This window comes from Lonsdalea quercina (assembly GCF_900107885.1).
GTDB lineage: Bacteria > Pseudomonadota > Gammaproteobacteria > Enterobacterales > Enterobacteriaceae > Lonsdalea > Lonsdalea quercina.
On the sequence record NZ_FNQS01000003.1, the window covers coordinates 267241 to 292458 of the forward strand.

26 protein-coding genes are annotated in these 25218 nt (G+C 59.8%); 8 read left to right on the top strand and 18 right to left on the bottom strand.

Going from position 1 to position 25218, the window contains the following annotated elements:
* Nucleotide 1: 1 nt before the first annotated feature.
* Together BLU64_RS06415 and fes are read right to left on the bottom strand one after the other, a co-directional pair.
* Nucleotides 2–220: an MbtH family protein gene (locus BLU64_RS06415; protein ID WP_026743536.1), complete on the bottom strand. Its 219-nt coding sequence runs from the start codon at nt 218–220 to the stop codon at nt 2–4.
* Entirely contained in the window at nt 192–1556 is a 1365-nt protein-coding gene (gene fes / locus BLU64_RS06420) for an enterochelin esterase (RefSeq protein ID WP_074728152.1), read from the bottom strand. Before fes ends, BLU64_RS06415 begins: the two co-directional genes overlap by 29 nt.
* Nucleotides 1557–1862: 306 nt before the next feature.
* Between fes and BLU64_RS06425 the strand changes: the two genes are divergently transcribed.
* The 6 genes from BLU64_RS06425 (at nt 1863) to BLU64_RS06450 (ending at nt 9286) form a co-directional block, all read left to right on the top strand.
* Nucleotides 1863–4079 carry a TonB-dependent siderophore receptor gene (locus tag BLU64_RS06425; RefSeq protein WP_074728154.1) on the top strand — a complete coding sequence of 739 codons (2217 nt, stop codon included), beginning with the start codon at nt 1863–1865 and terminating at the stop codon, nt 4077–4079.
* A gap of 276 nt (nt 4080–4355) precedes the next feature.
* The gene (locus BLU64_RS06430) at nt 4356–5540 is read left to right on the top strand and encodes an isochorismate synthase (RefSeq protein WP_074728156.1); all 1185 of its coding nucleotides are present in this window, start codon (nt 4356–4358) and stop codon (nt 5538–5540) included.
* Nucleotides 5537–7165, top strand: coding sequence for a (2,3-dihydroxybenzoyl)adenylate synthase (locus BLU64_RS06435; RefSeq protein ID WP_074728157.1), 1629 nt, complete (start codon nt 5537–5539; stop codon nt 7163–7165). Before BLU64_RS06430 ends, BLU64_RS06435 begins: the two co-directional genes overlap by 4 nt.
* Nucleotides 7165–8043 carry an isochorismatase gene (locus BLU64_RS06440; protein WP_074728159.1) on the top strand — a complete coding sequence of 293 codons (879 nt, stop codon included), beginning with the start codon at nt 7165–7167 and terminating at the stop codon, nt 8041–8043. The genes BLU64_RS06435 and BLU64_RS06440 overlap by 1 nt, the downstream gene beginning before the upstream one ends.
* The gene (gene dhbA, locus BLU64_RS06445) at nt 8040–8798 is read left to right on the top strand and encodes a 2,3-dihydro-2,3-dihydroxybenzoate dehydrogenase (RefSeq protein ID WP_026743530.1); all 759 of its coding nucleotides are present in this window, start codon (nt 8040–8042) and stop codon (nt 8796–8798) included. Before BLU64_RS06440 ends, dhbA begins: the two co-directional genes overlap by 4 nt.
* 71 nt (nt 8799–8869) lie before the next feature.
* Nucleotides 8870–9286 carry a hotdog fold thioesterase gene (locus BLU64_RS06450; RefSeq protein WP_074728161.1) on the top strand — a complete coding sequence of 139 codons (417 nt, stop codon included), beginning with the start codon at nt 8870–8872 and terminating at the stop codon, nt 9284–9286.
* 1 nt (nt 9287) lies between these two features.
* Here BLU64_RS06450 and BLU64_RS06455 read toward each other — a convergent pair whose 3' ends face one another.
* Nucleotides 9288–9863 (bottom strand): RBBP9/YdeN family alpha/beta hydrolase, encoded by a 576-nt coding sequence (locus BLU64_RS06455; protein ID WP_026743528.1) that lies wholly within the window; start codon nt 9861–9863, stop codon nt 9288–9290.
* A 274-nt stretch (nt 9864–10137) separates the two neighbouring features.
* Complete coding sequence (locus BLU64_RS06460) at nt 10138–10626, bottom strand: YbaK/prolyl-tRNA synthetase associated domain-containing protein (RefSeq protein WP_074728162.1); 489 nt, start codon at nt 10624–10626, stop codon at nt 10138–10140.
* Between the two features lie 327 nt (nt 10627–10953).
* Here BLU64_RS06460 and ypdK point away from each other — a divergent pair, with 327 nt between their 5' ends.
* The gene (ypdK, locus tag BLU64_RS17860; RefSeq protein ID WP_099049273.1) at nt 10954–11028 is read left to right on the top strand and encodes a membrane protein YpdK; all 75 of its coding nucleotides are present in this window, start codon (nt 10954–10956) and stop codon (nt 11026–11028) included.
* Nucleotides 11029–11156: 128 nt separating this feature from the next.
* On the opposite strand, the gene BLU64_RS06465 is transcribed toward ypdK, so the two are convergent.
* The 12 genes from BLU64_RS06465 to gspC are packed head-to-tail and all read right to left on the bottom strand — an operon-like array spanning nt 11157 to nt 22456.
* Nucleotides 11157–11996 carry a prepilin peptidase gene (locus BLU64_RS06465; protein WP_026743526.1) on the bottom strand — a complete coding sequence of 280 codons (840 nt, stop codon included), beginning with the start codon at nt 11994–11996 and terminating at the stop codon, nt 11157–11159.
* Nucleotides 11997–12032: 36 nt separating this feature from the next.
* Nucleotides 12033–12527, bottom strand: a complete 495-nt coding sequence (gene gspM, locus BLU64_RS06470) for a type II secretion system protein GspM (protein ID WP_051625566.1) — start codon at nt 12525–12527, stop codon at nt 12033–12035.
* Nucleotides 12524–13726 (bottom strand): type II secretion system protein GspL, encoded by a 1203-nt coding sequence (gene gspL / locus BLU64_RS06475; RefSeq protein WP_074728164.1) that lies wholly within the window; start codon nt 13724–13726, stop codon nt 12524–12526. Before gspL ends, gspM begins: the two co-directional genes overlap by 4 nt.
* Complete coding sequence (gspK, locus tag BLU64_RS06480; RefSeq protein WP_036153329.1) at nt 13723–14703, bottom strand: type II secretion system minor pseudopilin GspK; 981 nt, start codon at nt 14701–14703, stop codon at nt 13723–13725. Before gspK ends, gspL begins: the two co-directional genes overlap by 4 nt.
* A gap of 14 nt (nt 14704–14717) precedes the next feature.
* Complete coding sequence (gene gspJ, locus BLU64_RS06485; protein WP_026743522.1) at nt 14718–15428, bottom strand: type II secretion system minor pseudopilin GspJ; 711 nt, start codon at nt 15426–15428, stop codon at nt 14718–14720.
* Nucleotides 15418–15804, bottom strand: coding sequence for a type II secretion system minor pseudopilin GspI (gspI, locus tag BLU64_RS06490; RefSeq protein ID WP_074728166.1), 387 nt, complete (start codon nt 15802–15804; stop codon nt 15418–15420). Before gspI ends, gspJ begins: the two co-directional genes overlap by 11 nt.
* Complete coding sequence (gspH, locus tag BLU64_RS06495) at nt 15801–16316, bottom strand: type II secretion system minor pseudopilin GspH (protein WP_074728168.1); 516 nt, start codon at nt 16314–16316, stop codon at nt 15801–15803. Before gspH ends, gspI begins: the two co-directional genes overlap by 4 nt.
* On the bottom strand, nt 16316–16759 hold the full coding sequence (gspG, locus tag BLU64_RS06500; protein ID WP_026739999.1) for a type II secretion system major pseudopilin GspG: 444 nt from the start codon (nt 16757–16759) through the stop codon (nt 16316–16318). Before gspG ends, gspH begins: the two co-directional genes overlap by 1 nt.
* Nucleotides 16760–16788: 29 nt before the next feature.
* Nucleotides 16789–18015 (bottom strand): type II secretion system inner membrane protein GspF, encoded by a 1227-nt coding sequence (gene gspF / locus BLU64_RS06505; RefSeq protein WP_026743519.1) that lies wholly within the window; start codon nt 18013–18015, stop codon nt 16789–16791.
* A gap of 1 nt (nt 18016) precedes the next feature.
* On the bottom strand, nt 18017–19516 hold the full coding sequence (gspE, locus tag BLU64_RS06510; RefSeq protein WP_026743518.1) for a type II secretion system ATPase GspE: 1500 nt from the start codon (nt 19514–19516) through the stop codon (nt 18017–18019).
* On the bottom strand, nt 19513–21603 hold the full coding sequence (gspD, locus tag BLU64_RS06515; RefSeq protein WP_071999795.1) for a type II secretion system secretin GspD: 2091 nt from the start codon (nt 21601–21603) through the stop codon (nt 19513–19515). Before gspD ends, gspE begins: the two co-directional genes overlap by 4 nt.
* 43 nt (nt 21604–21646) lie before the next feature.
* Nucleotides 21647–22456 (bottom strand): type II secretion system protein GspC, encoded by an 810-nt coding sequence (gspC, locus tag BLU64_RS06520; RefSeq protein WP_026743516.1) that lies wholly within the window; start codon nt 22454–22456, stop codon nt 21647–21649.
* Nucleotides 22457–22740: 284 nt separating this feature from the next.
* Here gspC and gspB point away from each other — a divergent pair, with 284 nt between their 5' ends.
* Nucleotides 22741–23232, top strand: coding sequence for a type II secretion system assembly factor GspB (gene gspB / locus BLU64_RS06525; protein WP_026743515.1), 492 nt, complete (start codon nt 22741–22743; stop codon nt 23230–23232).
* On the opposite strand, the gene gspS is transcribed toward gspB, so the two are convergent.
* Nucleotides 23229–23612: a type II secretion system pilot lipoprotein GspS gene (gspS, locus tag BLU64_RS06530; RefSeq protein ID WP_036153326.1), complete on the bottom strand. Its 384-nt coding sequence runs from the start codon at nt 23610–23612 to the stop codon at nt 23229–23231. The genes gspB and gspS overlap by 4 nt on opposite strands.
* A gap of 106 nt (nt 23613–23718) precedes the next feature.
* Nucleotides 23719–24954: an alanine transaminase gene (alaC, locus tag BLU64_RS06535; protein ID WP_026743513.1), complete on the bottom strand. Its 1236-nt coding sequence runs from the start codon at nt 24952–24954 to the stop codon at nt 23719–23721.
* Nucleotides 24955–25218: the final 264 nt, after the last annotated feature.

Here is a 25218-nt window from a genome sequence, read left to right on the forward strand (position 1 = left end):
GCTACATCTCAGCCTGTCGCAGGCTGGCGGGACGCATATCCTGCCACTGGGTTTCGATCCAGTTCAGGCAAGCCGAGCGGTCGCCCGGTCCGTAAACCGTTTTCCACCCTGTGGGGACGGCGGCAAAGGACGGCCACAAGCTGTATTGCTCCTGCGGATTCACCAGTACCTGAAACTCAAGACTGTCATCATCAAACGGGTTTTGTTGTTCCTGACTCATACTTATTACCTTTTTCATGTGGTTGTGGCGTGAACGCCCCCTCAGTCATTTCCGCCATCAGCCAGCGGCAGCCGTCGATCAAGCCGCCCCGCCAGCACAGCGCATCATGACCGCCCGCATACATCCGGAACTGAACCCGGTGTCCCGCCTCTGTCAGCGCCTGATGCATCTGTCGATTGACGAGTGCTATGTCCGCTTCGCGGCGTCCCGCCTCCTGAAAAATCGTGAGAGGCCTTTCTGTCCGCCCCCGCTTACGGACCTGCTCACCCAGCCAGCCGCCGGGTTGCGAGCATGGCTCGCCCTCAGTGATGAATTTCAGGTCAGGCCACCAGAAGGAGCCGGATTGCGTCAGCACCCGGCCGAACCGCTGCGGCAGGAAAAGTCCGGCATACAGCGCCGCCAGTCCGCCGTAACTCTGCCCCGCTACCAACGTGCGGTCGGGGTCATGACTGAAAGGGGCATGCCGAGCGGCTAACGGCAACAGCTCATCCTGCACCGCCGACCAGAATGCGGCGTTGCAGGGCAGTTCGTCGCCGCGGGTCGACGGGTCTAGCGCGTCGATCAGCAGCCAGACGGCGGGCGGCAGCTTTTCGCCTCGGGTTTCTTCGTCCAGCGCGGAAAAGAGCGGGAACTGATCCGCCCAGCGCTGACCGTCCAACACGATCGCCAGCGGGCGATGTTCAGGCGCCTCGCTGTTTCCCGTGGTGTAAAGCCAGATGCGCCGGGCGTTGCCCAATGTGACGCTGCGCCACGTGAAGGTGTGCAGCCGACGCGCGTCCGGCGCCGACGCCTGTCCCCGGTCAATGCGCCGCCACGCGGCCTGAGCCGGCGCATTGGGCATGTGAGCGGACGACTCCGGCTGCCCGCCCCAAGTGTGATGGGGCAGAATGGCATTCAGCGGGTCGGCCACCGCGTGAGCCGACAGCGAACACCACCACTCTCGCTGCTGCTGGCGTCGTTCGTTGTCGTCCTGGCTGAACGACGGCGGTAGCTCAGCTTCCGTGACGGGCAGCAGGCAGTAGCTGCCGCGCCAGTCGTTCTCCAGCGTGACGCTCCAGTGCCAAACATCGGTGTCCGCCAGACGCCGTAGGCTCTGCGGCGAACAACTGTGGTGGTCGGTGACGCCGTTGATATCCGCATAGACTCGTTGGATGGGAGACTGCGCCCCCGAACCGTGTGGGTCCCGCCACAAAAATGTCGCGCTGACCTGCCCAGGTGCCGCGCTTTCCACCAGCGGCGTGCCAAGCTGAGCCACACGTCGCCACCAGGCTTCCGTTCCCACCTCTGGCGCGTTTAATAACGCCGCGGTAAAGCCGGGTTGCCGTGGTTCAGACATACCTCCTCCTGTTCCGATAACCCCTAATACTTACTTAAGATTATTTACTTAAAACCATACGTCTGCGGATTACATCACAGAATCAGACATAAAAACGAATAATATTGAGAATCATTTACACTTGCAATAACATGTAAATCGAACTTACGTTAAGCCAGGGATTAATGTGAGCTAAAGCCACTAAAAATAAGGGGTTTATCAACCTTTCACCAACAAGATTGTTAGACGCTTCGGTGATTCGTTGACGCAATGCTTACGAAATCCTTCTTTCTGATGTTTTGCGACAGGTTTTCAAAGGGATAAATCATGTTCACCACCAAAATAAAACCATTAACACAGCTTATTGCTTTTTATACTAATGGCCGCAGAGCGCCTCTGATATTGGCCTCTGCGCTCCTGACCCCTGCCTTGGCGCAGGCGGCGGATACGCCTTCCGCCGCCGACGGCAATGACACAATCGTGGTCACCGCCACTCAGGGAGAGAGCGTCACTGCGCCGCTGCGAGGCATCGTGGCCAAAGCCAGCGCGTCGGGCACCAAGACCGAAACCCCGCTGGTGAAAACGCCGCAGTCGATTTCCGTCGTAACGCGCGACCAGATGGACCAGCAGGCCGTCGGCTCCGTGGCTGACGCGCTGAATTACAGCAGTGGCGTCGTCACCAACTACCGTGGTTCTTCCAACCGCAATGACGAAGTGATTTCCCGCGGGTTCCGGTATGCGCCGAAATTCCTGGATGGCCTGAGCTTCGGCCTGAGCGGTCAGGGTTCCTCGCTGGGGAAATTCGATCCGTGGCTGCTGGAGCGCGTTGAGCTGGTGCACGGCCCGGCATCGGTGCTCTATGGACAGGTTAATCCCGGCGGACTGATCAGCATGACCAGCAAACGCCCGACGGCCGAAGAGATCCGCAAAATTCAGTTCAGCGCGGGCAACCAGCATCTAGGCGAAGCGGCGTTCGACTTCGGCGGCGCGCTGAACGATGACAAGACGGTGCTCTATCGCCTGAACGGCATCGGCAGCACCCAGCACGAATTCGTTAAAGACTCCAAACAGGAACGGGTCGCCATCGCGCCCGCCCTGACCTGGCTGCCGAATCCCGATACCAGCTTTACGCTGCTGACGGCGTACCAAAACGACCCGGAGGCGGGCTTCCGCAACTTTCTGCCCGCCTACGGTACGGCATTTGAGACGGTATCCGGCTATATCCCCTATGACCTGAACGTCAGCGACCCTCACTACCACGAGTCGAAACGCGAGCTGGGTTCTCTTGGCTATATCTTCGACCACTCGTTTAACGACACGATTTCGTTCCAGCAGAACTTCCGCTATTCCAAGCTGAAGGAGAAATACAAGTATCTGGTGTACACCGTTGGGGGGACGGCGACGGACACTACGATCTCCCGCCGCCAGCAGAAGGAGTACACCAATACCGACGAGCTGGGGCTGGATAACCAGCTGAAAGCCAAGTTCACTACCGGAGACGTCGCGCACACCCTGATCGGCGGTCTGGATTACAAGTGGCAGAAGCAGGATTACAACTACTGGCGCAACGGCGGCGATCAGTACGACTTCGACTGGGCCAACCCGGTCTATGGCGGCTCTTGGCTGGTCAGCGACAATGAACTGAGTCTGATGACCAGTACGGTGAAAAAGCTCGACCAGGTGGGGATCTATCTGCAAGACCAGTTGGAGTGGGAGCGTTGGAACCTGCTGCTGTCAGGGCGTAATGACTGGAGCGAAGTGCGCACCACTGACCGGACCGGGTCCACCACCACTCAGCAGAACGACAACAAGTTCACCGGCCGCGCGGCGCTGTTGTACGCCTTCGACAACGGCATTTCCCCGTACATCAGCTACAGCACCTCTTTCGAACCTAACCTGAGCAGCGGTGCGCCGGGCAGCGACCCGTTCAAGCCCACGACAGGCGAGCAGTCCGAAGTCGGGGTGAAATATCAGGCCCCGGGCAGCGATACGCTGCTGACGCTGTCGCTGTTCGACATCACCCAGAAGAACATCACCTCCTACAACAGCATCACCGGGTACAACGAGCAGATCGGCAAGGTGAAATCGAAGGGGGTGGAAGCGGAAGCGCATACCCAGCTGACCCCGGAAATCAGCCTGATGGGCGCCTACACCTTCACCGATGCGGAAACCCGCGAGAGCAATACCGCCAACCAAGTGGGCAAGGCGCCGGCGTCGATTCCGCGTCACACCGCATCCGCGTGGGGAACCTATCGATTCCTGGATAGCGCGCTGAAAGGCCTGACGCTGGGCACCGGCGTACGGTACGTCGGCACCAGCTACGGCGATAACGCCGAAAGCTTCAAAGTGCCTCACTACACCCTGTTCGATGCGATGGCGCGTTACGAATTGGGTGAAGCCGCCGCCAGCCTGAAAGGCGCGGCCGTTCAGCTCAACGTCAACAATGTGGCTGACAAACACTACGTCGCGTCGTGCAGCAATACGTCCGCCTGCTTCTACGGCTCCGGACGCAGCATCGTCGCCACGGTGAGTTACAGCTGGTAAACGCGATGGCTATGTATCATCGCCGCTAGCACTCCGGCGGACGGCATTTCGCGTCCGCCCATTTTTATTTATTGCCTTGAGAATTCGCCATAAGGGGCTTTATTCGCGCAGCCCGTGTTGACGGCATCAGCACACGCCGTTCATTCGAAACGGCGAATAAAAGCAGCCCGACGGTAGGATTCCGATGAAGGGACCTGTGATTACCACAGCAAAATTTCGACGAAATAAGCCTGGCGCGTTATTTCGTTTTTTTGAATCAACTATAAGGAACGGACTGTGTCTACGCTATCTGCCAAGTCTTCCGCGTCGGATATCAGCGACCTACGCCGAGACGACATGCTATTCCTGTCGCCAACCGCCAGCCTGCATGCCCGCGGCTGTTACGCTACGTTAACCCACCCAGCCGAGGACGGCGACGACCTGAACGGCGCATTCCAGCGCCAGATGCGTCAGTTGTTCGAACAGGCGCAGCGCGACGGTCTCGACAATCCGCTGCTGGTTGGCGCGATCCCTTTCGATAAACGTCAGCCGGTTAACCTGCAAATTCCCACGTCGTATCGCTGGATTAAGCGTGATGCGCTAGCGGAACGCCCGGCGGCGGCCTATCCCCGCATTCTCCGTCAGCGACAAATCCCGGAACAAGAGACGTTTATGCGGATGGTCAGCGCCGGTATCGACGCCACAAAACGCGGCGAACTGAACAAGATCGTACTTTCGCGCCTGCTGGACATCGAAACCGAGCAGCCGCTGGATACTCTCTCGCTGTTGTTGCAGCTTAACCAGCAGAATCCGTGGAGCTACAACTTCCACCTGCCGCTGGCGCAAGGCTGTCTGGTCGGCGCCAGTCCTGAACTGCTGCTACGCAAACAGGGCACGACGATCGCCTCTCAGCCGCTGGCTGGCTCCAGCCGCCGCAGCAACGACGCGGGCGAGGATCATCGACTGCAGCAGGCGTTGCAAAGTTCCGTCAAAGATCGCTATGAACATCAGTTGGTCATAGAGGAGATGCAGCGCACGCTGCTGCCACGCTCCCGCTCGTTATCGCTGCCGCAAGAGCCGACGCTCATCAGCACACCGGTACTCTGGCATCTGGCCACCCATCTTCGGGCCGAAGTCATCGACCCGCGGGAAAACGCGCTGTCGATGGCCTGCCTGCTGCATCCCACGCCCGCGCTGTGCGGCACGCCCTACACGTCGGCACTAGACTTGATCGGCGAGTTGGAGCCGTTCGATCGCCAGCGATTCGGCGGAATCGTCGGCTGGTGCGACGCGCAGGGCAATGGCGAGTGGGCGGTGACCATTCGCTGCGGCGAGGTGCAAGACAACCGGGTGCGATTGTTCGCTGGCGCGGGGATCGTGCCGGACTCCCAGCCGCTCTCCGAATGGCAGGAGACAGGCGTCAAACTCAGCACTATGTTGCGCGCGTTCGGGTTACAGCAAGACAGGGAGTATGCCGCATGAACATTGAATTCAACCGCTGGCCGCCCGAGCTGGAGCAACGCTACCGGGCGCGCGGTTACTGGACCGATGCGCCGCTGGACGACATTCTGGCGCGGCATAAGGACAGCGACGCCGTCGCCGTAATCTGCGGCGCGCGGCGATTCAGCTATCGACAGATGGATCGACTGGCATCGCAGCTCTCGGCCGCCTTGCGCCAACGCGGCCTGCACTGCGGCAATACCGCGCTGGTGCAGTTGGGAAACATCGCCGAGTTTTATATCGTCTATTTCGCGCTGCTGCGCGCCGGGATCGTCCCCGTTCATGCGCTGCCCAGCCATCAACGCAGCGAACTTAACTCTTACGCCGACCAGATTGAGCCGACGCTGCTCATCGCGGATCGACGTCACCCGCTGTTCGCAGACAACCGTTTCGTCGGCCAGTTGCGTGAGCGCTGCCCATCAATTACGCAGGTCGTCTTGCTGGGCGATGACGACGACAACGGTTTATCCGCGCTTATCAACAACGACATCGACATTCCCGCATCGACCCCTACGCCGCCGGATCAGGTCGCATTTTTCCAGCTATCGGGCGGCAGTACCGGCACGCCGAAACTGATCCCGCGAACCCACAACGACTATTACTACAGCGTACGCGCCAGTGTGGACATTTGCGGCTTCACCGCCGCCACCCGTTACCTGTGCGCGCTGCCCGCAGCGCATAACTACTCGCTCAGTTCGCCGGGCGCGCTGGGCGCGTTCTATGCGGGCGGCTGCGTCATACTCGCGCCCGACCCCAGCGCCAGCGCCTGCTTTCCGCTCATCCATCAACATCAGGCCACCGTCGCCGCGCTGGTGCCGCCGGCGGTCATCCTGTGGCTTGAGGCGGCCGCCTCGGCCGGGGAACGCGCCGCGCTTAACAGTCTGCAACTGCTACAGGTGGGCGGCGCGCGCCTGAGCGAGTCGCTGGCGCGACGCATCCCGGTCGAGTTGGGCTGCCCATTGCAGCAGGTGTTCGGCATGGCGGAAGGGCTGGTGAACTACACGCGACTGGATGACGATGACGCGCACCGCTACGCCACACAGGGATGCCCAATCAGCCCTGACGACGAAGTGTGGGTGGCCGACGCCGACGGCAATCCGCTGCCGCCGGGACAAGCGGGAAAACTGATGACGCGCGGCCCCTATACATTTCGCGGTTATTACCGCAGTCCCGAGCAGAATCGGCAGGCGTTCGACGCTGAGGGTTTTTACTGCTCCGGCGACCGCATTATCCGGCACGCCGACGGCTATCTTCAGGTGGTTGGGCGGGAGAATGACCTGATCAATCGCGGTGGAGAAAAAATCGCCGCTGAGGAGATCGAGAACCTGCTGCTGCGTCACCCGAATGTCATCAATGCCGCGCTGGTCTCCGTGCCGGATGCGCTGATGGGCGAGAAAAGCTGCGCTTTCATCGTCGCCCGTCAGGCACTCAAACCCGTCGAGCTGCGTCGCCATCTGCGTCAGCTAGGCATCGCCGATTACAAGTTGCCCGACCGCGTGGCAACCCTGTCCGCCCTGCCGGAAACCCCGGTCGGGAAAATCGATAAGAAACGTCTGCGACAGATGGCGCAGGAACGCTTCGCCCCTTCTCAGCAGGAGAATCATTGATGAGTATCCCCAAACTGAACGCTTACCCGCTTCCCACCGCAGAGCAGCTGCCCGCCAACAAAGTGCGCTGGACGCTGGAGCCTCAGCGGGCGGCGCTGCTGATCCACGATATGCAGCAGTATTTCCTAAATTTCTGGGGCGAAGACAGCCCCTTGACGGCACGGGTGGTGCAGAACATCGCGCGGTTGAAACAGATCTGCCGCCAGCAGGGCATCCCGGTGTTCTATACGGCACAACCGCAGCAGCAGAGCGACAGCGATCGCGCGCTGCTCAACGACATGTGGGGACCGGGCATCAATCAGCATCCCGAACAGCAGAAAATCATCCCGGCGCTGACGCCGGAAACCGGCGATACGGTGTTGGTGAAATGGCGTTATAGCGCGTTTGTGCGTTCCGATCTGGAACAGCAGATGAAGAAAGCCGGACGCAACCAGCTGATCATCTGCGGCGTATACGCCCACATCGGCTGCCTGACTACCGCCAACGACGCCTTTATGCGCGATATCCAGCCGTTCATGGCGGCCGATGCGCTGGCCGATTTTTCGCAGGAAGAGCACATGATGGCATTGCGCTACGCCGCCGGACGCTGTGGCCGCGTCGCCACCGTCAATCAGCTTCTGGCGGAGATCGCGCCGGCCCCCGGCTATAGCCGGGAACAGCTGCGTGCGGAGCTGCTGCCCCTGTTGGATGAAGGCAGCGAAGATTTGGAAGACGATGAAAACCTGCTGGATTACGGTTTGGACTCCGTGCGCATCATGTCGCTGGTCGCGCGCTGGCGTCAGTCCGGGCACGATCTGGACTTTGTCGCGCTGGTTAAAAACCCCACGATCGCGCACTGGCTGCACCTGTTGACCGAACCGCAGCAGGAGGAAGCATGAGTCTGGAGTCGGAATTCCGCGGCAAGCAAGTCTGGGTGACCGGCGCCGGGCGCGGCATCGGCTATGTCGTCGCCTGCCGTTTCGCGCAGGCGGGCGCCGACGTCACCGGCTTTGACGTTGAATTCGAGGAGTCCGATGCCCCATTTTTACGGCGCAAACTGGACATCAGCGATGCGGCCGCCGTCGCCGACAACTGTGGCGAGCTGCTGGCGCGCACGCCACGGCTGGACGTGTTGGTTAATGGCGCAGGTATCCTGCGCATGGGCGCGACGGAAACCCTCAGCCAGCAAGACTGGCTGGACTGCATCGGCGTCAACGCGGGCGGCGCCTTCAACCTGTTCCAGGCCACGATGCCGCAGTTCCAACGCCAGCGCTCCGGAGCTATCGTGTCCATTGGTTCCAACGCCGCGCACGTGCCGCGCGTCGGTATGGCGGCATATTGCGCATCCAAAGCCGCGCTGCGCAGCCTGTGCCTGACGGTCGGACTTGAGCTGGCGCCCTACGGCGTGCGCTGCAACCTGATTTCTCCCGGTTCCACCGATACGCCGATGCAGCGCAGTCTATGGCACGCGCCCGATGCCGAGCAGCGCACCATTGAGGGCTTTCCGGAACAGTACAAACTCGGGATCCCACTGCGTAAAATCGCCCAGCCTGAAGACATCGCCGACGCCGTGGTGTTTATGGCCTCGTCGAAAGCGGGCCATATCACGCTGCAAGATGTCGTCATCGACGGCGGCGCAACGCTCGGCGCTTAGAAGCACGAGGGCTTAAGGCGGATCGTCGCCCCTGCGGCGGCGGTCGTCATCGACAGGAGGAGAGAAAATTCATGATCTGGAAGCGAGGCGTCACGCTTGAGCAGCTTAATCAAATGTCGGAAGGGAACATGCTGTCTCATCTGGGGATGACGTTTACCCACCTGGGCGAACGCGTTTTAGAAGCCACGATGCCGGTGGACGATCGCACGCGTCAACCCTTCGGGCTGCTGCATGGCGGCGCTTCGGTCGCGTTGGCGGAGTCGCTGGGATCGATGGCCGGCTATCTGTGCAGTGAGCCGGGGACGTGCGTGGTCGGCGTGGAAATTAATGCGAGCCACCTGCGCCCGGTCAGTCAAGGCGAGGTGCGCGGCGTATGCCGGCCGCTGCATCTCGGACAAAAAAATCAGGTCTGGCAAATCGAGGTGTTTACGCCGCAGAATAAGTTGTGCTGTATTGTTCGACTCACCACCACGGTGTTGGGGGCGTAATTCAGGCTTCCTTCGGGATGAGGCTTTCCGCGAAATCCGCCAGCCGTTGTAGGCCATATTCCCAGGTTCCGAAACCGGATTCCGCATTGATATGGCCGCCTTCGCCCACATCGACCAGCTCACAGCCCCAGGCTTCCGACCAGTGCTTGGCGCGCTCATAGGTCATCAGCGGATCGTTGTGAGTGGCGAAAGTCAGCGCGGGAACATTCAGCCGCTCGGCGCGAATACGCTCTTCTATCTCAAAACGCATTGGCTCCGCCGGCGCGACCAGCATGACGCCCGCGATCCCTTTCATCGCTTCCTGCACCACGTAGCACGAGGCCAACGCGCCAAAACTATGGCCGATCAACAGCGCCGGTTGCTCGCACTCCGCCAACTCCCGACGGATCGCCAGCGCCCAGCGATCGAGGTCCGCCGGAAACCACTCTTTCTGGCTGACGCGACGCCAGAACGGGAAACGCTGATGCCAGTAACTCTGCCAGTGTTCTTCACCGCTGTCGCGCAATCCCGGCACCAGCACCATCTTTATGCGTTGGTCGATTTCGGCCAGCCGCAGGTCCAACTCTGTCGTCTGCATCGGACTCTCTTTCTCCCTATTCGTTGACTGCCTGGATGGAGCGACATCGGCTCAGGGCAGGCTCTGCCCCCGGTCTTGACACGCTGTAATTGCCCAGCGTGCTCGGAAGGCTCCATATTTTACAAATTGATAACAATATAGCTCAAGTCAACAGCCTATCACGGTGATTTACATTTGTATCGGGGTTATCCGCATCAAAAGTTGCGCTCCGTCAACGGGCCTCAGACGCTTTGATGGGGGATAGAGTGTGGGATTTTTTACCCGTCTCAACGGGCTATAATCGGATAAATCCCAGCTCGCGCGGCTCGGCGATACGCCGATAATCCTGTGTGTTCAATATCAGCGATCGCTCCAGGGATCCGGCGTTGAAAGCCAGCTCATCGAAACGGGAAAACAGGTGTGGATCGGCCACCAACAGCAGATCGGGATGGAAGCTGAACGGAGGAATGGCGCCGAATACGCAGCGCGTTAGTGTCTCCACTTCGGCCGGACTGGCAAGCGAAGCGCGGGTTCCTCCCAGCCCTTGAGCCAGCCGCTGCAAATCCGCCTGACAATCGGCAGGCAGCACCGCCAGAACATGCTGGCGTAAACCATTGCCCTTGACGTGACATACCAGCGCTTTGGCGCCCTGCCCTAGCGCCGTACCGCGCTGGGCAGCGACCTCTTCCGAGCGTCCGGCGCTGGCATGTTCGACAACCCGATAGCGCGCCTGCCCCCGATCGAGCCGTGCGCATAATTGTGAGAAAATAGAAGGTGTTTGCATCAATTTTTCTGTCTCCGTTATCTCGTTAACCCGCACACAGAATAATCGCGCAGATGGCGAAGTGGCAAAGATCCGTGCGATCGCACTCGATTTCCGCATTCTGCCGAGCATACCTCTTGAATTCCTCCCAATACCCAGCGTAGATTGGGCGCCGGTAAAATACGGCCTTAGATCCATGCCGTCATCTCCGACCAGAAAGCGCCTCAGCCTGACTCATCGGGCGATCGTTTCTCTGCATAATGGACAAATCATGCGCATCATAGCGATACAATCATCATAACGATGCAATCATCATCGCGACACGGTGGTTGCTGGAGAGAATAATCAGTGAAGTACTTCTTTATTGCGGTTTCGTTTATTCTGGTTCTATGGATCGGAACTTTTATGCTGTTGGTGAACTAATTCGGCCCCATGACCGGGCCACACTATCGCCACCGGGTAAAATTATCCTTTTTAGTGCCAATGACAGGCTGACGGATCGACCCTCAGCCTGATAAGGCGCCTCGCCGGGCGACTGCCGGTACCATGCGTTATCCTATTGCGTTCAAGACAACCCCAATAGCGCCTGCCAGCGCCAACCACGGGCCGAAAGCCAACGAAACCTGAAGACTATCGCCTCGAACCAACCGCCATAACAGCGTCAATGCCAGCCCGGCCAGTGACGCGATCAACACGACATTCGGCAAGCTAGCCCATCCCAGCCACGCCCCCAGCGCGGCCAACAGTTTAAAGTCACCGTAACCCAGCGCCTCTTTGCCGGAAAACCAGCGAAAAGCCCAATACACTAGCCACAAGGACAGGTACCCCGCTATGGCGCCCACAACCGCCTGCGACAGCGGTACGAACGTACCGTCAACATTGAATAACAGTCCTGCCCATAACAGTGGGAGCGTCAGCACATCCGGCAGCAGACGGGTATGGATATCAACCATCGCCAATGTCAGCAGAACGCTGAATAGCACCAGACCGCCCAACAGCGCTTCTCCTGGCGGCCACAGCAACCCGGCCAGTAGAAACAGGAGTCCGCTCATCAGCTCCGTCAGCGGATAACGCCTGGAAATCGGCCGCCTGCAACAATGCGAACGTCCGCGCAGCCATAGCCAGCTCAGCAGCGGGATGTTGTCTCTGAGGCGCAACGGCTGGCGACAGCGTGGACAAGATGACGGCGGCCAGCAGAGATCGTAACGCTCGCCTGGTTCCGGTTCATCCATCTCCAGCGTTCGGCAGGCCTCTTGCCGCCAGCGTCGCGCCAGCATCTTCGGCAGCCGATGGATCACGACATTCAAAAAACTGCCGACAATCAGCCCCAGCAGCACCAGCGCCGCCTGCCACATCAGCGGAAATGAGCCGGCAAACGCAGCTAACTCCATGAGCGTTGTTCCTTTTTTCAGGGGAGAATGAAAGCGTTATGGCAACCGCTCCATCGATAGCTTGTTGACGGCAACAATGCCCGTGTGGTCTGTCTGCGCGGCCACTTCAAGCTCTTGTGTCACCACGCCGTTTTTCTGTTCCAGCTCCGCCAGCCAACGCATCAGGGTGGCGAAATCGCAGGGGGACAGCGTCAGCATAATGCGTTCATCCTGCGGCTGAAGGCGCTGGATGGTAATGCCGCTGTGGGCGGCGCTTTGGGGGATCAATTCCGTCAGATTGATCTCGCGCCCTTCGACTTCGCGAGGCTGCGCGCCAGGCGGCGGCAGTCTGGACTCCTGCTGGCGCATCCACATCACCGCCTGTCGTTCGCGCTCGGCGGCCTGACGCCAACGCACCCCCTGCTGGTGCCAGGGCTGCCACAGCAGACTGTAAATCAACCACACCAGCAACAGTCCGGCGGCTATCGCCAGTAAGAGGCGCTCTCGTGGCTGCATCCCCAGCCAGCGCTGCTGCAATAACATCATGTTCATAGCTTGCTCCTTAGCACCAATTGACCTTCCGTGTGATCCCGCTCTTGCTTCATTTCTCCCGGCGGGATGTCGTAGTAGGCGGACGCCTGCTGACGAAACTGCTCCATTTGGACAAACGAGGCCGCGTGTAGCTGCAGCCGCAGCTCGCCCCGACGGCGATCGTACCCCAGCGTGATCAACTGCAGCCCGTCATGGCGAGACACCAACTGCTGCAAACGCCCAACGTGCGCCGCCAGCGACGCCGCCGGATTGCCGCTTCCTGCGGCCCGGAGGTGCTGCTGCATCTGAGCGCGCGGATTAACGACCACCTTGTCGTCAGGAAATAGCGCCCGGTAAACCCGGACGCTTTCTTCCCGCCAGAAGGCGGCCTGTCGATAAAGCTGATAGTGATCCCACAGGCTGCTGCCTGTCAGCGCCAGCAGGTAAAGGCCAGCGGCGGCAATCACGCCGCGCCAGGGTGCGACGGCCTCGCGCCACGGCTCGCCGACGGCGAAGTCGCCCTGGCGAAGGTCAGCGCCCGGCATAGCGGGGGCATCCGCGGCCATCGTCATCAGCGACGCTTCCGGCAGCGCACGCCAATTTTCCACGCCCGCCGGGAGCGAGCTGTAGCTATAAATCACGGGCCGAGTGTCGTGACTGTCCAGCAGCGTTTGACACCACGCCTCTTCCGCCGCCATGCCCGCGCCAATCGCCGTTCTGAATAGCCATGTCTGCCGATGAAGCACCGCGCTCCAGCCCTCTTCCGCCAGCGTCAACGCCAGCACGTCCGGCAGAATGGCGTCAATGCGAACGCCGATGGACTGGCACTGCGCCACCCAGCGCGCCATCAGCGTTTTTTGCATCACCGCCACCGTGAATCGCTCTCCCTGACGGGCAACGACCGCGAAATGCAGCTGCTCGATATCTGACGCCAGCTGCTCTTCCAGCATAAACGGAATGGCCTGCCGCCAGTGGCGCTGTGTGCGGCGCGGCAGCGTTACCCTGTGAAACGCCATCGCCGTCGCGGGCGCCCAAACCCGGGCGGAGTTCACCGGATAGCGCGCCAGTTCGGCGCGCAATTGGTCTAACGTCCCGATCCCCTGCGTCAGGACATAAAAAGGCGAAGAGGTCGCGATCAGCCATTCAACCTGCGGGTCGTCCTCTGCGCCCAGGCGCAAGGTCAAGTGCCGAATCTCGCCGGCCGGCATCCTATTACTCATCGGTTCATCGTCCTGTATCCCCCGTACTGCCGTTGTATGACATCAATGCGCCGCTTATGGCGATGAAATAAACTACGCTGATGGAATGCGCCCTCTTCTCCCTGAATGCGGACGTCGCCGAAAAACCAGTCGCTTTTGACCGCCAGCGCCTGACGAATATTGCTTTTGCCGGACTCCGGCAACTGCGGCAGCCCCATAAAGGCATCAACGTTTTGCCAGCCTTTCGCAGGGCGCAGCGCCAGTACGCGCTCCGCCTCCTCCGGGCTGAGTTTCCCCATCAGCAGCGCGGACAGCAGCGGCGCCTGTTGTGGCGTCAACGTATTGATGTTGATGATGAGTTTATCTACCGGCAGCACGCACACATAGGGCAGCAACCGTCGATAGAGGTCCGCATCCACTCCGTTGATCGCCCGCAGTTCGGATACATCCGCCATCGGCTGATTCGCCGGTAAATAGCGCGGGTAAGCGTCCTCTTCGGCCCCGCCGGCCCGCGGCTCGCCGTCTTCGTCCAGCCAGTCCCGCACGGCGGCGGTGACCGTATCCGCCCGCTCGCCCTTCTCGCCCAGCACCACCATCAGTTGCTTGAAAACCTGCGCGGCATAAGGCGTTTTATCGGACGCCTTCGCCGTCGAGATCGTTCCTGACGTTCTGACGTTTTTAGGACGCGGTTGCAGGGCATTCAAATTTAAACAGGTCGACCCGTCGTGAATCTGCCCAACCATTTCCCGTCCGTCGTCCAGCCTCTGCCTGTCGACACGCGACCACGGCTGTCCGATGAAAGTGATTTTCGGCGAATCTTGCCCGTTACGCTGCAGGACGCTGCCCATCAGCGCCTCTGCGCCCAGCGCGTACCATTGAGCCTGCGTTCGGGTCAACAGGCTATCAGTGCGCTGATAAGCCGTGCCGGTATGCTCCGCGACCGACGTCGCAACAATGACCATCAGCGCCAGCATCAGCAGCACGACCAACAGTGCCATTCCCCGTTGTCGTTTCACTGGCTGTCCTCCGATGCGCCGTCGCCGGACGACGAAGTCGTATCTGCATCCGTATCGTCTGACTGATCGCTGCCGGCCTCTTCCAGCTCTCCGTCATTCTCTTTCGCCTCCGGATCCTCCTGCTTTGGCAGGAGAAACAGACGCGTGATCTCGCCGTAATCATGCAGATTGACCGTCACCGAAACCCCTTGCGGCAACCGATCAGGATCGTCCCAGCGATCCTGCCAGCCGCCTTCAGAGAAGAAGCTCAGCGTGAAGCCGTCGACCTGAGTCAGCAGCGGGCGGATCGCCATTTCCTGTCTGGGCAAGGGCTGCGGGGAGTCGAAAAACAAGCGTTCCAGCGTGCCATGACGCAGGCGATATCCCACTCGCTGTAGCTCGGAACGAGGCAGAATGCCCAGCGGATTCAACCAGCCGTTGCGTATGAAACTGGCGGCGCCATCTTCGCTTTCGATGCCATTGCGCTGGGCGAATAATCCCGGCTCGGCGGTTTCACTGCGCCGCGGCGTTATTTGGGTAAAATCGCGTTCCATCAGTGTCAAGGCGTGCTGTAACTCTTCGAGTCGCACGCTTTTACGCGTAGACAGCTCGTCCTGACGCATCACTCCATTCAGGACCGATGAGACGCTGAGGCTTAGCGCGGCGAATACCACCAGCGCCAGCATCATCTCCAGCAACGTGAACCCCCGCGAGGCGTTAATTCTCATCACCGTCATCCTCTACCGGCTGCGGTAAATCGCTGCGTAATATTGCCGCCGGCGCGGCGTCATGACTGCCGTGGCGCACTTCGACCTCCACCGCGCGTAGGCTGTCGTCACCGGTATCAATGCCCCGATAGCGCCAGTACCACGTCGAACCCGCGAATATCATGCTGCCGTCGGTCCAGGTGGTCGACGGCCACTGTTTTTCCAGCCGTAGCGCGCCCATCTGATTTTCGGCGATCCATACGGCAAAGGTTTTCTCTTCCAGTCGCCCCAGCGTACTGGCTTGCTGCGCGGTGGTCTTCAATATGGCCAGTCCCGCCAGTGCGAACACCACCAGTGCCACCAGCACTTCCAACAGCGTCATGCCCCGTTGCTTCATCGCGCGTCACCCTCCGGGGAAGAACTGTGGATCGCCCCGTTGCCGTCGACTTCCAGCCAGGCGCCGTCCCCCTCACCTGGCTGAAATTCGAGGCGGAAAGGGGTGATCTCGCCGCCCGGCAGGATCAGAACGGTCGGCGACGCCTGTTTTGAGGTCACCCCCTGATCCACCTCGCCATCCTTCCACTGCGCGGTGAAGGCCAGTCGGATGTCAGCGGGCAGCGTGATGAGCGAAGAACTTGGCTGCCACTGGTAGGCCTCCGGCGCAGACGCGTTAGCAGGCTCCAGCACCGCGAGCTGCCAGCCGCGCGGCGCGAGATAGAATCCCAGTACGCGATCATTCTGTTGACTGTCGGCCACCGCGCGCTCCAGCTGCGCCCGAAAGCGCGCCATCTGCCACTGCGCATCCCGCGGCTTTTGCTGTGGAAACGCCATCATCACCAACGTGGCCGAGACGCCGGCCAGCAACACCACCAGCATCATTTCCAGCAGGGTGAACCCGCGCTGACGCATCACGGATTCGCGCTGTGCGCCCCATTGCCGATATTCCAGTTGCCGATGTCGTCTTCACTGTCCGGCATGCCATCCGGGCCGTAGGAGAACACGTCGATACGGCCATGATTGCCGGGACTCAGCAACTGATAGTCGGCGCCCCACGGGTCTTGCGGCAGACGGCGAATATAGCCATCCTGCGCGTAATTGCGTGGTTCGGGCTGCGTGCTCGGTTTTTTCACCAGCGCAGACAGGCCTTGCTCCGTCGTGGGATAGCGGCTGTTGTCCAGCTTGTACATATCCAGCGCGCTCTCCAGCGCCACGATATCGCTGACGGCTTTCTGCCGGTCGGCCTTTTCTTTATTGCCCATCAGATTCGGCACTACCAGGCTGGCCAGTACGCCGAGAATAACGATCACCACCATGATTTCTAACAGGGTGAATCCTCGCTGACGTTGTTCCATTTTATTGTTTCCTTTGACGTTATTCGAAATCACATACTCATAAGCGTGTTTAATTGCAGAATTGGCTGGAGAATGGCCAGCACGATGAAGAGCACGACGCCCGCCATCGTGACGACCAGCAGCGGCTCAAAGAGTCCCAGCGCCAACGTGACCTGCGCGCTGAATTCGCGATCCTGATTGTCGGCCGCGCGCGCCAGCATGGCGTCGAGATCGCCGCTGCGTTCGCCGCTGGCGATCATATGTCGCATCATCGGGGGAAACAGCGACGTCTGCTGTAACGCCTGATGCAAACTCACGCCTTCGCGTACCGCCTCCGTCGCGTGCGTGAGCCGTTCACGGGCATCGTCATTACTCAGCACATCGCCACTGATACGCATTGCCTGCAACAGCGGCACGGCGCTGGCGTTGAGGATGCTGAGCGTGCGGGCGTAGCGCGCGGTGTTAAGCCCGCGCAACACGCGCCCGACGACCGGCAGCCGCAGGAGAAAACGGTGGAAAGGCAGCCGATATTTTTCCTGTCGCAGCAGCCAGCGTCCCGTCATCATCCCCAGCGCCAACAGCAGCAGCACCCACGGGCCGCCGACACGTACCGCGTCGCTGATCCCCATGAGCAACCGCGTGGAAAAAGGGAGCGCCTGCTTCATATGAACGAACTGGTCCACGACTTTAGGCACCACGGCGGAGAGTAAGATGCACACCACCGCGATGGCGACCAGCGTCAAAACGCAGGGATAGATCATCGCCTGTTGAATGCGGCTGCGCATCTGCTGACGCTGCTCGGTGTAGTCCGCTAGCCGATTGAGGACGATATCCAGATGGCCGGAGGCTTCGCCCGCCGCCACCATCGCACAGTACAAACGCTCGAAACTGCCGGGAAAGCTGCTGAGCGCCTCCGCCAGCGAATGACCCTCGACGACTTTGGCCCGCACGGCCGCCATTAACGTGCGCAGCGCGGCCTTCTCGCTCTGCTCCGCCACCGCCGCCAGCGCTTCTTCCAGCGGCAACGCCGCAGCGACCAACGTCGCCAGCTGTCGGGTCAGCAGCGCCAGATCGCAGGCCCCAATGCGTTGAGAGCGCCGCAGCGTAAAGAATCCGCCGTCCCCGGACGGCCCCGCATCGCGCTGCGCTTCCAGCGTCAACGCCACCAGCCCTTTCTCACGCAGCAGCTGTCTGGCCTGCCGCGCCGAGTCGGCCTCCTGAACGCCGCGGCGGCGTTTCCCCTGCGCGCTTAACGCCTGATAATGAAACAGCGCCATCTCATTCCGCCCTTGTCACGCGCACCACCTCATCCCAAGTGGTATTACCGGCGATGACCTGCTGCAGCCCGCTCTGTCGCAACGATCCCCAGCGTTCGCCCAGCCGTTGCGCAATCTGCTGCTCCCCTTCCCGCTGGTGAATCGCCGTTCGAACGTCGTCGTCGATAGGCAATAGCTCATGGATTGAGGTTCGCCCGCGATAGCCCGTCTCGTTACAGGCAGGACAGCCCCCGGCCCGATACAGCCGTATGCCGGGCGCAATCCCCATCAGCTGCGCCTGTTCAGAGCTGACCGTGTAGGGCTGGCGACAGTCCTGACACAGGGTGCGCACCAGCCGTTGCGCCAACACGCCGAGCAGGGACGTCGATAACAAAAACGGCTCCACGCCCATATCCGTCAAGCGGGACAGCGCGCCCAAGGCGCTGTTGGTATGCAGCGTCGACAGCACCAGATGCCCGGTCAGCGAAGCCTGCACGGCAATCTGCGCCGTCTCGCCGTCGCGGATTTCCCCCACCAGCACGACGTCCGGATCCTGACGAAGGATGGCGCGCAGTCCGCGTGCGAACGTCATGCCGACCTTGGTGTTCACCTGCGTCTGGGCGATCCCGTCCAACTCATACTCGATGGGATCTTCCACCGTCATGATGTTGCGTTCGGTGGCGTTGAGGCGGCTCAACGCCGCATACAGCGTGGTACTTTTCCCCGAGCCGGTCGGCCCGGTCACCAGAATGATGCCGTGCGGACGGTGGATTAGCTCGTCCACCTCTTGCTGATGCGCGGCGCTCATGCCCAGCGCGGCCAAATCCAACCGCACGCTGTCCTTGTCCAGCAGGCGCAGTACCACACGTTCCCCATAGTTGGAGGGCAGCGTCGAAACGCGCACATCGATGGCGCGGCCGCCGATACGCAGCACCATGCGTCCATCCTGAGGCACGCGTTTTTCAGCGATATCCAGCTTCGCCATGACTTTGATGCGGGACACCAACAGCGGCGCCAGCTGACGCGGCGGGCGCAGGATTTCCCGCAGCACGCCGTCGATACGGAAGCGGATCAGCAGGTTTCGTTCGTAGGTCTCAATATGGATGTCGGAGGCTTTGTGCTTGATGGCCTCCGTTAGCATGGCGTTAATCAGGCGGATGATCGGCGCGTCGTCGTCCGCATCCAGCAAATCGTCGCTGTCCGGCAGTTCTTCGGCCAGCGTGTAGAAGTCGATGTCGTTGCCGATGTCTTCCATCAGCTGCTGTGCGGCGGCGGAGTCTCGCTGATAGTGCTGCACCAGCGCCCGCTCGAACTCCGCTTCGCTGAGGCGGCTCACGCTCAATGAAACGCCCGCCACGCGTCGGGCTTCCAGAAAAGCATCGGGCTGCGTTTCACCGACGCAGAAAACCTGCGCCGGCGCCTGCTGCTGCTCTTCCTGCAACAGCAGTATTTTATGGGTGCGGGCGTAGGCGAACGGCAGAACCGGATGAAGTCCTGAAGCCGCAACGTCCTGCACGCTCATCGCCCCTCCCGGGCATAAAACGACGAGATGGCCGCCTGTACCTGACGGAAGACCATCGTGTCTCCGCCGGCGGGCAGACGCAGCGTGTCATTATCCAGCACTACGCCGGTGGCGCGCGTGGCGCCACGCTGCTGCTGCTGCTCCTCGTTGAAGGCGCGGTATTTGTTTACCGTCGCCGTCTGATACTGCATACCGTCGCGAATAATGGTCGGACGGAGAAACAGCATCAGATTACGTTTGGTCACCTGGCGGCTTTTGGAACGAAACAGGTTGCCGATCACCGGAATATCCCCAAGGAAAGGCACTTTGCTGTCGGTTTCCAGCGTAGTCTTGTCGAGGAGTCCGCCGACCACCACGGTTTCGCCGCTGCCCACCAGCACCGCGTTGTTGACCGTGCGGGTGTTGAACGTCGCGCCCAGACTGCTGGTACTGCTCGACGAGGAGTCCGCCACACTGGAAACCTCCTGCGCGATCTGCAGCAGCACGGAGTCGCCTTCGTTGATCTGCGGCTTGACCTTCAATTTGATGCCGACGGTTTTACGTTCCACGGTAGTAAAGATGTTGTCCGCCGAAGTCGTCTGAGAGCCTGATAGCACCGGCACTTCCTGCCCGACATTAAAGGTGGCTTCCATGTTGTCCAGCGTGACGATGCTGGGCGTCGCCAGCACGTCGTTTTTGGAGTTGCTGGACAGGGCCGTTAGCAGCATCGACCAGTTGCCCTGATAAAACCCGGCGGCAATCCCGCTGAAACTGCTGAGCACGCTGGAGTAGCTACTGGTCAGCGTGCCGTCGGCGCGATACTGATCGGAGCCAACCATGGCCGTCGAAATCGGCATGCCGGTGCTGGTGAACTGCGTCATGCCCGCCCGCTTGTTGGCCCACTGGATGCCGAGATTCAAACCGTCCGCATCCTGCACTTCGGCGATAATCGCCTCCACCAGCACCTGAGGTCGACGGATATCCAGCTGGTCGATGACCTGTTCCAGGTCGCTCATGATGTCGGGTGGCGCGGTGATAATCAGCGCATTGGTCTGGTCGTGCGCGCGGACCGTCACTTCTTTCCCCTGAATCATGATGGTTTTGCCGCCCGAGCTACCGCTGGAGCTGAAAGCCGAACCAAAGCCGAGACTGCTGCTGTTTGACGAAGCGCTGTCTTCGCTATTCGAGGAAGACGAGGAGGAGGAAGAACTGCTGTTGCCGCTGTTCTGAGTACTGTGCGACGTGGTGGGAGTGCTGGAGCTATTACGGCTGCCGCTGGTGCCGCTTCCCGCCAGCACTTCCAGCAGCTCAACCGCCTTGGCGTATTTAAGGTAGATGACCTTGGTGCCGCCCTGCACCACCTGTTTGCGGTCAAGCTGACGGATCATCTGTACCGCGCGCTGACGCGACTTTTCTTCGCCGCTGACAATGACCGAATTGGTCCGGCTATCCGCGACCACATTCGCTAACACACTGCTTGGCAGCGCGTTTTTCTCATCGGTTTTATTGAGGTTGTTCACCAGCTTGACCATATCGTCCGCCGATGCGAAGTTGAGCGGAACCGTGGTCATATCCCGGCCGCCGATTTTCTCCACCCGCGCGACGATCTCCATCATATGCTTGACCACCGCCGCGCGGCCGGTCATCAACAGCGTATTGGACGGTTCATAGTGGACGACGCTCCCCGCCCCGGCGCTGTCGTTCAGTTGGCGCAGCAGCGGCGCCAGGTCGCGCGCGGCGACGTTATTGAGCGCGACCACGCGCGTCACAATTTCATCGCCGTGGCCCGGCTGTTCATCGCTGGCCAGCGGGATGGCGGCCGTTTTCGCATCTTTGGCTCTCACGACCTTCAGAACGCCGTTATCCTGCGGAACGACGGAGAAGCCATAGACGTCCAGCACGCTAAGGAAAAACTGGTAATACTGCTGTTCGTTCATCATGTCGTAGCTGCGCACGGTAATAGTGCCGCGCACGCTGGGGTCGATAATGACGGTTTTATTCAGGTTTTTACTGACGGTATTGATGAACTCCTGAATGTCAGTTCCTTTGAAGCTGGCGGAAAACTCTGCGCCCCAGCACCAGCAAGATGCCAACAGCAGCGAGCCGATTGCCGCTCGCTCCCATCGTTTGATCACTCCTTTGCTCCGCACGTTACTCTTCGCCCCCAATTTCCATGTAGATATCTTGTTGTTGCCCTTCCCGTTCGACGGTCAGGGTAAATGTGTGAATTTCCGGTATCCGCTCCATGGCGGTTTTCGCCTGCGCTTCGTCACGCAAGTCCAGTCCGTTCAGCGCGATAATCACATCGCGATCCTGCAGTCCCACCCGGTAAAAGACATCAGGATGCCGACCCGGCGAGATGCGATATCCGCTCAATTTGTTGCCGTTAATCAGCGGCGCAAGCTCAAGGTAGTCGCTAATCGGAGAGGAAGGCCGCGGCTGAAGCTGCTGCAAGGCGGCCGTATCGGTCTGAGACTCTTCGCCGCCCGGTTGTTCGTACAACCGCAACACCTCATGACGGCCCTGGTAAAGCAGAACCACGCTGTCGGCGTGGATCGCTACCAGTTTGGCGTCGTCGTCGGGCAGAGATTCGTTGGGGCTACAGCTGAACTGTTGATTATCTTTGCTGAAGATCGCAATCGAATGCGCGGCATCCTGGCTCAGTAATACGCCCGTCAGCGACAGATGCAGGGAAGAAAGTGGTAGCGAATCGGGATGTTCAGCTTCCGGATCGGGAGCGGCCGCTTTTTCCGGTGCGACGCCAAACAGAGAGTAGTCATTGGGTAGATCAAGAGAGGAAGGTGGCTGAGGTGTCGGCGTCCGCGCGACGGCAGGCAAAGGGGCCAGATCACGGTGTTGAAACAACGATGCCGTCTGCAAAACGGTCAACAGCAGAAACAGCGCCAGCAGGCTCCGTCTGAGCGTCCGTGGCGTCAACGATGGCAATTTTACTTTATCCATGAGAAACATTATCCCTATGCCTTGGCAACAAGGCCGACCCATCCATCAAAGCCGTTTAGGCCCTGCCGTCGCCTCTCAGGCAATCCATTCCCCCGAGAAAAAAACGGGTATATGATGCCACGAACCGCCGAATTAAGGAACCGCCCCCCTGAGCGTTCTCCCGCGCTATATCGGGATATTAATCTGGTTATGCGGGCCTTCGCGCAAATCCGTCAATCCGGGAATCCCGACGTTCCAAAAGTGAGCAAGAAAGGAAGCTATTGCATGATATTTAAGGAAAAAATGTGGACAGCGCACCGGAAGTAACCCCATCGACCCCGATTTCCCGAGGCTATGTCATCCCCGGTTATCTGCTGGTCCTCTATGCCCTGCTGCTATTCGCGCTGGGATGGTTGGGGCATCAACGCTGGCAAGAATTCCGCCAGGCAATAACGCCTCCGCCTCACATCGTTACGGCGCCGCCCAGCCACGCGGCAACCTTGCCCGCCGCCAACGCCGCGCCTATGCCGCCCACCCCTTCGGCGGACAACGGCGAATTGCCTGCCTTCACCTACAGCGCACACGTGTTTACGTCGGAACCGGAGCGGCGCAGCGTCACGCTGAACAACCAACGCTATCGTGAAGGCGATAGCCCATTTAGCGGCGTGGTGATCGAACAAATTCAGCAGGATGTCACCGTGTTCAGCGTCAACGGCGAGCCTTTTATTCTGGATGCGCTGGAAGACTGGCCGGGAGGAAAACCAGAATCTTCCGAGAACAACCCATCATCCCCCTAACCGCGAATGGCGCTAAGGAAGGGAGACACGGACAGATTGAACGCCGAGCACTGTTGATCTTTCGGCGTCCCATCCTTCAGGAGTCCTTCATAGAGCGTGTCGCTCAGCGGCGGCAACATTTGAAACCCGCTGACATCCCATCCCTTCTTTTCACCCTGACGCAGCGCGCCGCGCATGAGCGTATTGTCATCCGGCAAATCGCTGCGGTTACACTGCGTGCGCAGATATTTTCCGGCGGCGACCAACGACGCGAGCTGATTGATTTGCTCATCCTGAGTGGCTCTGGCGTTCCCGGAACGGGACGGAGAAGATGACTGGCAACCAGCGATAATCAAGCAGCAGAAGGTGAAACCGATGAGATGAAGCGAAGAGAAACGCATGACTTGATTCGTCCTTTTGATAAAACATCCATAAAAAACCTGAACCGCCGTCGTCTACCGATGAGACGAACGGCGGGAACCCGGCTTTTCCGATTAAGGCTAAGAGCTAGGCGCTATGGCCGTGTTTTTTCTGCGACGCAGGCAAAATGCCGTCCGCGCGGAACATGGACTTGATGCCCCTGACCGCCTGGCGAATACGATCCTGATTTTCGATAAGTGCGAAACGAACGTGGGTATCGCCGTAGTCGCCGAAACCAATCCCCGGCGACACGCACACTTTGGCTTCCGCCAATAGGCGTTTAGCGAACTCAAGGGAGCCTAAGTGCGCATACGCTTCCGGTATTTTCGCCCATACGTACATCGACGCTTTCGGCTCGTCGACCATCCAGCCCGCTTCATGAAGCCCGCGCACCAGCACGTTGCGGCGCTGACGGTACTGCTCCGCGATATCGCGCACGCACTGTTGATCGCCTTCCAGCGCCGCAATCGCCGCCACCTGCAACGGCGTGAAGGTCCCGTAATCGTGATAGCTTTTAATTCTGGCTAGCGCATTGACCAGCTCAGGATTCCCCACCATAAAGCCAATTCGCCATCCGGCCATGTTATAGCTTTTAGACAGGGTAAAAAACTCTACCGCGATATCCTTGGCGCCGGGCACCTGCATAATGGAAGGCGCCTGCCAGCCGTCATAGACGATGTCGGCGTAGGCCAGATCGTGCACGACCAGCACGTCATATTGTTTCGCCAGCGCCACGACCCGCTCGAAGAAATCCAGCTCGACGCACTGTGCCGTCGGATTGGAAGGGAACCCCAGAATCATCATCTTGGGTTTGGGTATACTTTCGCATATAGCGCGCTCCAGCTCGTTGAAGAAGTCAACGCCGTCCACCAACGGTACAGAGCGAACCTGCGCACCGGCGATCACCGCACCGTAAATATGAATGGGGTAGCTGGGATTGGGCACCAATACCGTATCGCCATGATCGAGGGTTGCCAGCATCAGGTGCGCCAGCCCCTCTTTAGAGCCGATGGTGACGATGGCTTCACTATCCGGGTCAATATCCACCTGATAGCGGTCAGCATACCAGCGCGAGATCGCTCTGCGCAGACGCGGGATGCCGCGAGAGGTCGAATAGCCGTGCGTATCTTCGCGCTGGGCAACCGTACAGAGTTTTTCAACAATGTGCGGCGGTGTGGGGCCATCCGGATTTCCCATACTGAAATCGATGATGTCTTCGCCACGGCGACGCGCAGCCATTTTCAATTCAGCGGTAATGTTGAAGACATAAGGGGGAAGACGATCGATGCGCGAAAAGCGGCGCGGAGAATTGCTATCAGCCATAAATACCTCGTAGTCACGTAAGCGCCCGGACCGTCCGAGCGACGTATTGACCCGCGAGCGAGTCAGCCCTCACGCTATCCCAGTTTCCGGGCGCTGTCGATAAGCTCAACGTAAAAATTTGACGCGCCTTCCACACCCAAGCGAAACGGCGAATGACGGCGTTCCCCCCATCCCATCGGAACAGGCGAGTAGACTTCCTCTCTTATTTTTAAGGATTATCATTGTCTAAGCCTCCGTAGACAGAGAGTCAAAAAAAGGAGCATA

Bases quoted from the DNA above. Each gene is read 5' to 3' on its own strand.
- BLU64_RS06425 (WP_074728154.1), top strand. From the start codon at position 1,863: ATGTTCACCACCAAAATAAAACCATTAACACAGCTTATTGCTTTTTAT.
- gspC (WP_026743516.1), bottom strand. From the start codon at position 22,456: ATGGATAAAGTAAAATTGCCATCGTTGACGCCACGGACGCTCAGACGG.
- BLU64_RS06415 (WP_026743536.1), bottom strand. From the start codon at position 220: ATGAGTCAGGAACAACAAAACCCGTTTGATGATGACAGTCTTGAGTTT.
- gspK (WP_036153329.1), bottom strand. From the start codon at position 14,703: ATGGCACTGTTGGTCGTGCTGCTGATGCTGGCGCTGATGGTCATTGTT.
- BLU64_RS06465 (WP_026743526.1), bottom strand. From the start codon at position 11,996: ATGGAGTTAGCTGCGTTTGCCGGCTCATTTCCGCTGATGTGGCAGGCG.
- BLU64_RS06450 (WP_074728161.1), top strand. From the start codon at position 8,870: ATGATCTGGAAGCGAGGCGTCACGCTTGAGCAGCTTAATCAAATGTCG.
- gspJ (WP_026743522.1), bottom strand. From the start codon at position 15,428: ATGAGAATTAACGCCTCGCGGGGGTTCACGTTGCTGGAGATGATGCTG.
- gspI (WP_074728166.1), bottom strand. From the start codon at position 15,804: ATGAAGCAACGGGGCATGACGCTGTTGGAAGTGCTGGTGGCACTGGTG.
- BLU64_RS06460 (WP_074728162.1), bottom strand. From the start codon at position 10,626: ATGCAAACACCTTCTATTTTCTCACAATTATGCGCACGGCTCGATCGG.
- gspG (WP_026739999.1), bottom strand. From the start codon at position 16,759: ATGGAACAACGTCAGCGAGGATTCACCCTGTTAGAAATCATGGTGGTG.
- dhbA (WP_026743530.1), top strand. From the start codon at position 8,040: ATGAGTCTGGAGTCGGAATTCCGCGGCAAGCAAGTCTGGGTGACCGGC.
- alaC (WP_026743513.1), bottom strand. From the start codon at position 24,954: ATGGCTGATAGCAATTCTCCGCGCCGCTTTTCGCGCATCGATCGTCTT.
- gspL (WP_074728164.1), bottom strand. From the start codon at position 13,726: ATGAGTAATAGGATGCCGGCCGGCGAGATTCGGCACTTGACCTTGCGC.
- BLU64_RS06435 (WP_074728157.1), top strand. From the start codon at position 5,537: ATGAACATTGAATTCAACCGCTGGCCGCCCGAGCTGGAGCAACGCTAC.
- BLU64_RS06455 (WP_026743528.1), bottom strand. From the start codon at position 9,863: ATGCAGACGACAGAGTTGGACCTGCGGCTGGCCGAAATCGACCAACGC.
- fes (WP_074728152.1), bottom strand. From the start codon at position 1,556: ATGTCTGAACCACGGCAACCCGGCTTTACCGCGGCGTTATTAAACGCG.
- gspM (WP_051625566.1), bottom strand. From the start codon at position 12,527: ATGAACATGATGTTATTGCAGCAGCGCTGGCTGGGGATGCAGCCACGA.
- gspH (WP_074728168.1), bottom strand. From the start codon at position 16,316: ATGCGTCAGCGCGGGTTCACCCTGCTGGAAATGATGCTGGTGGTGTTG.
- gspS (WP_036153326.1), bottom strand. From the start codon at position 23,612: ATGCGTTTCTCTTCGCTTCATCTCATCGGTTTCACCTTCTGCTGCTTG.
- BLU64_RS06440 (WP_074728159.1), top strand. From the start codon at position 7,165: ATGAGTATCCCCAAACTGAACGCTTACCCGCTTCCCACCGCAGAGCAG.
- gspF (WP_026743519.1), bottom strand. From the start codon at position 18,015: ATGGCGCTGTTTCATTATCAGGCGTTAAGCGCGCAGGGGAAACGCCGC.
- gspE (WP_026743518.1), bottom strand. From the start codon at position 19,516: ATGAGCGTGCAGGACGTTGCGGCTTCAGGACTTCATCCGGTTCTGCCG.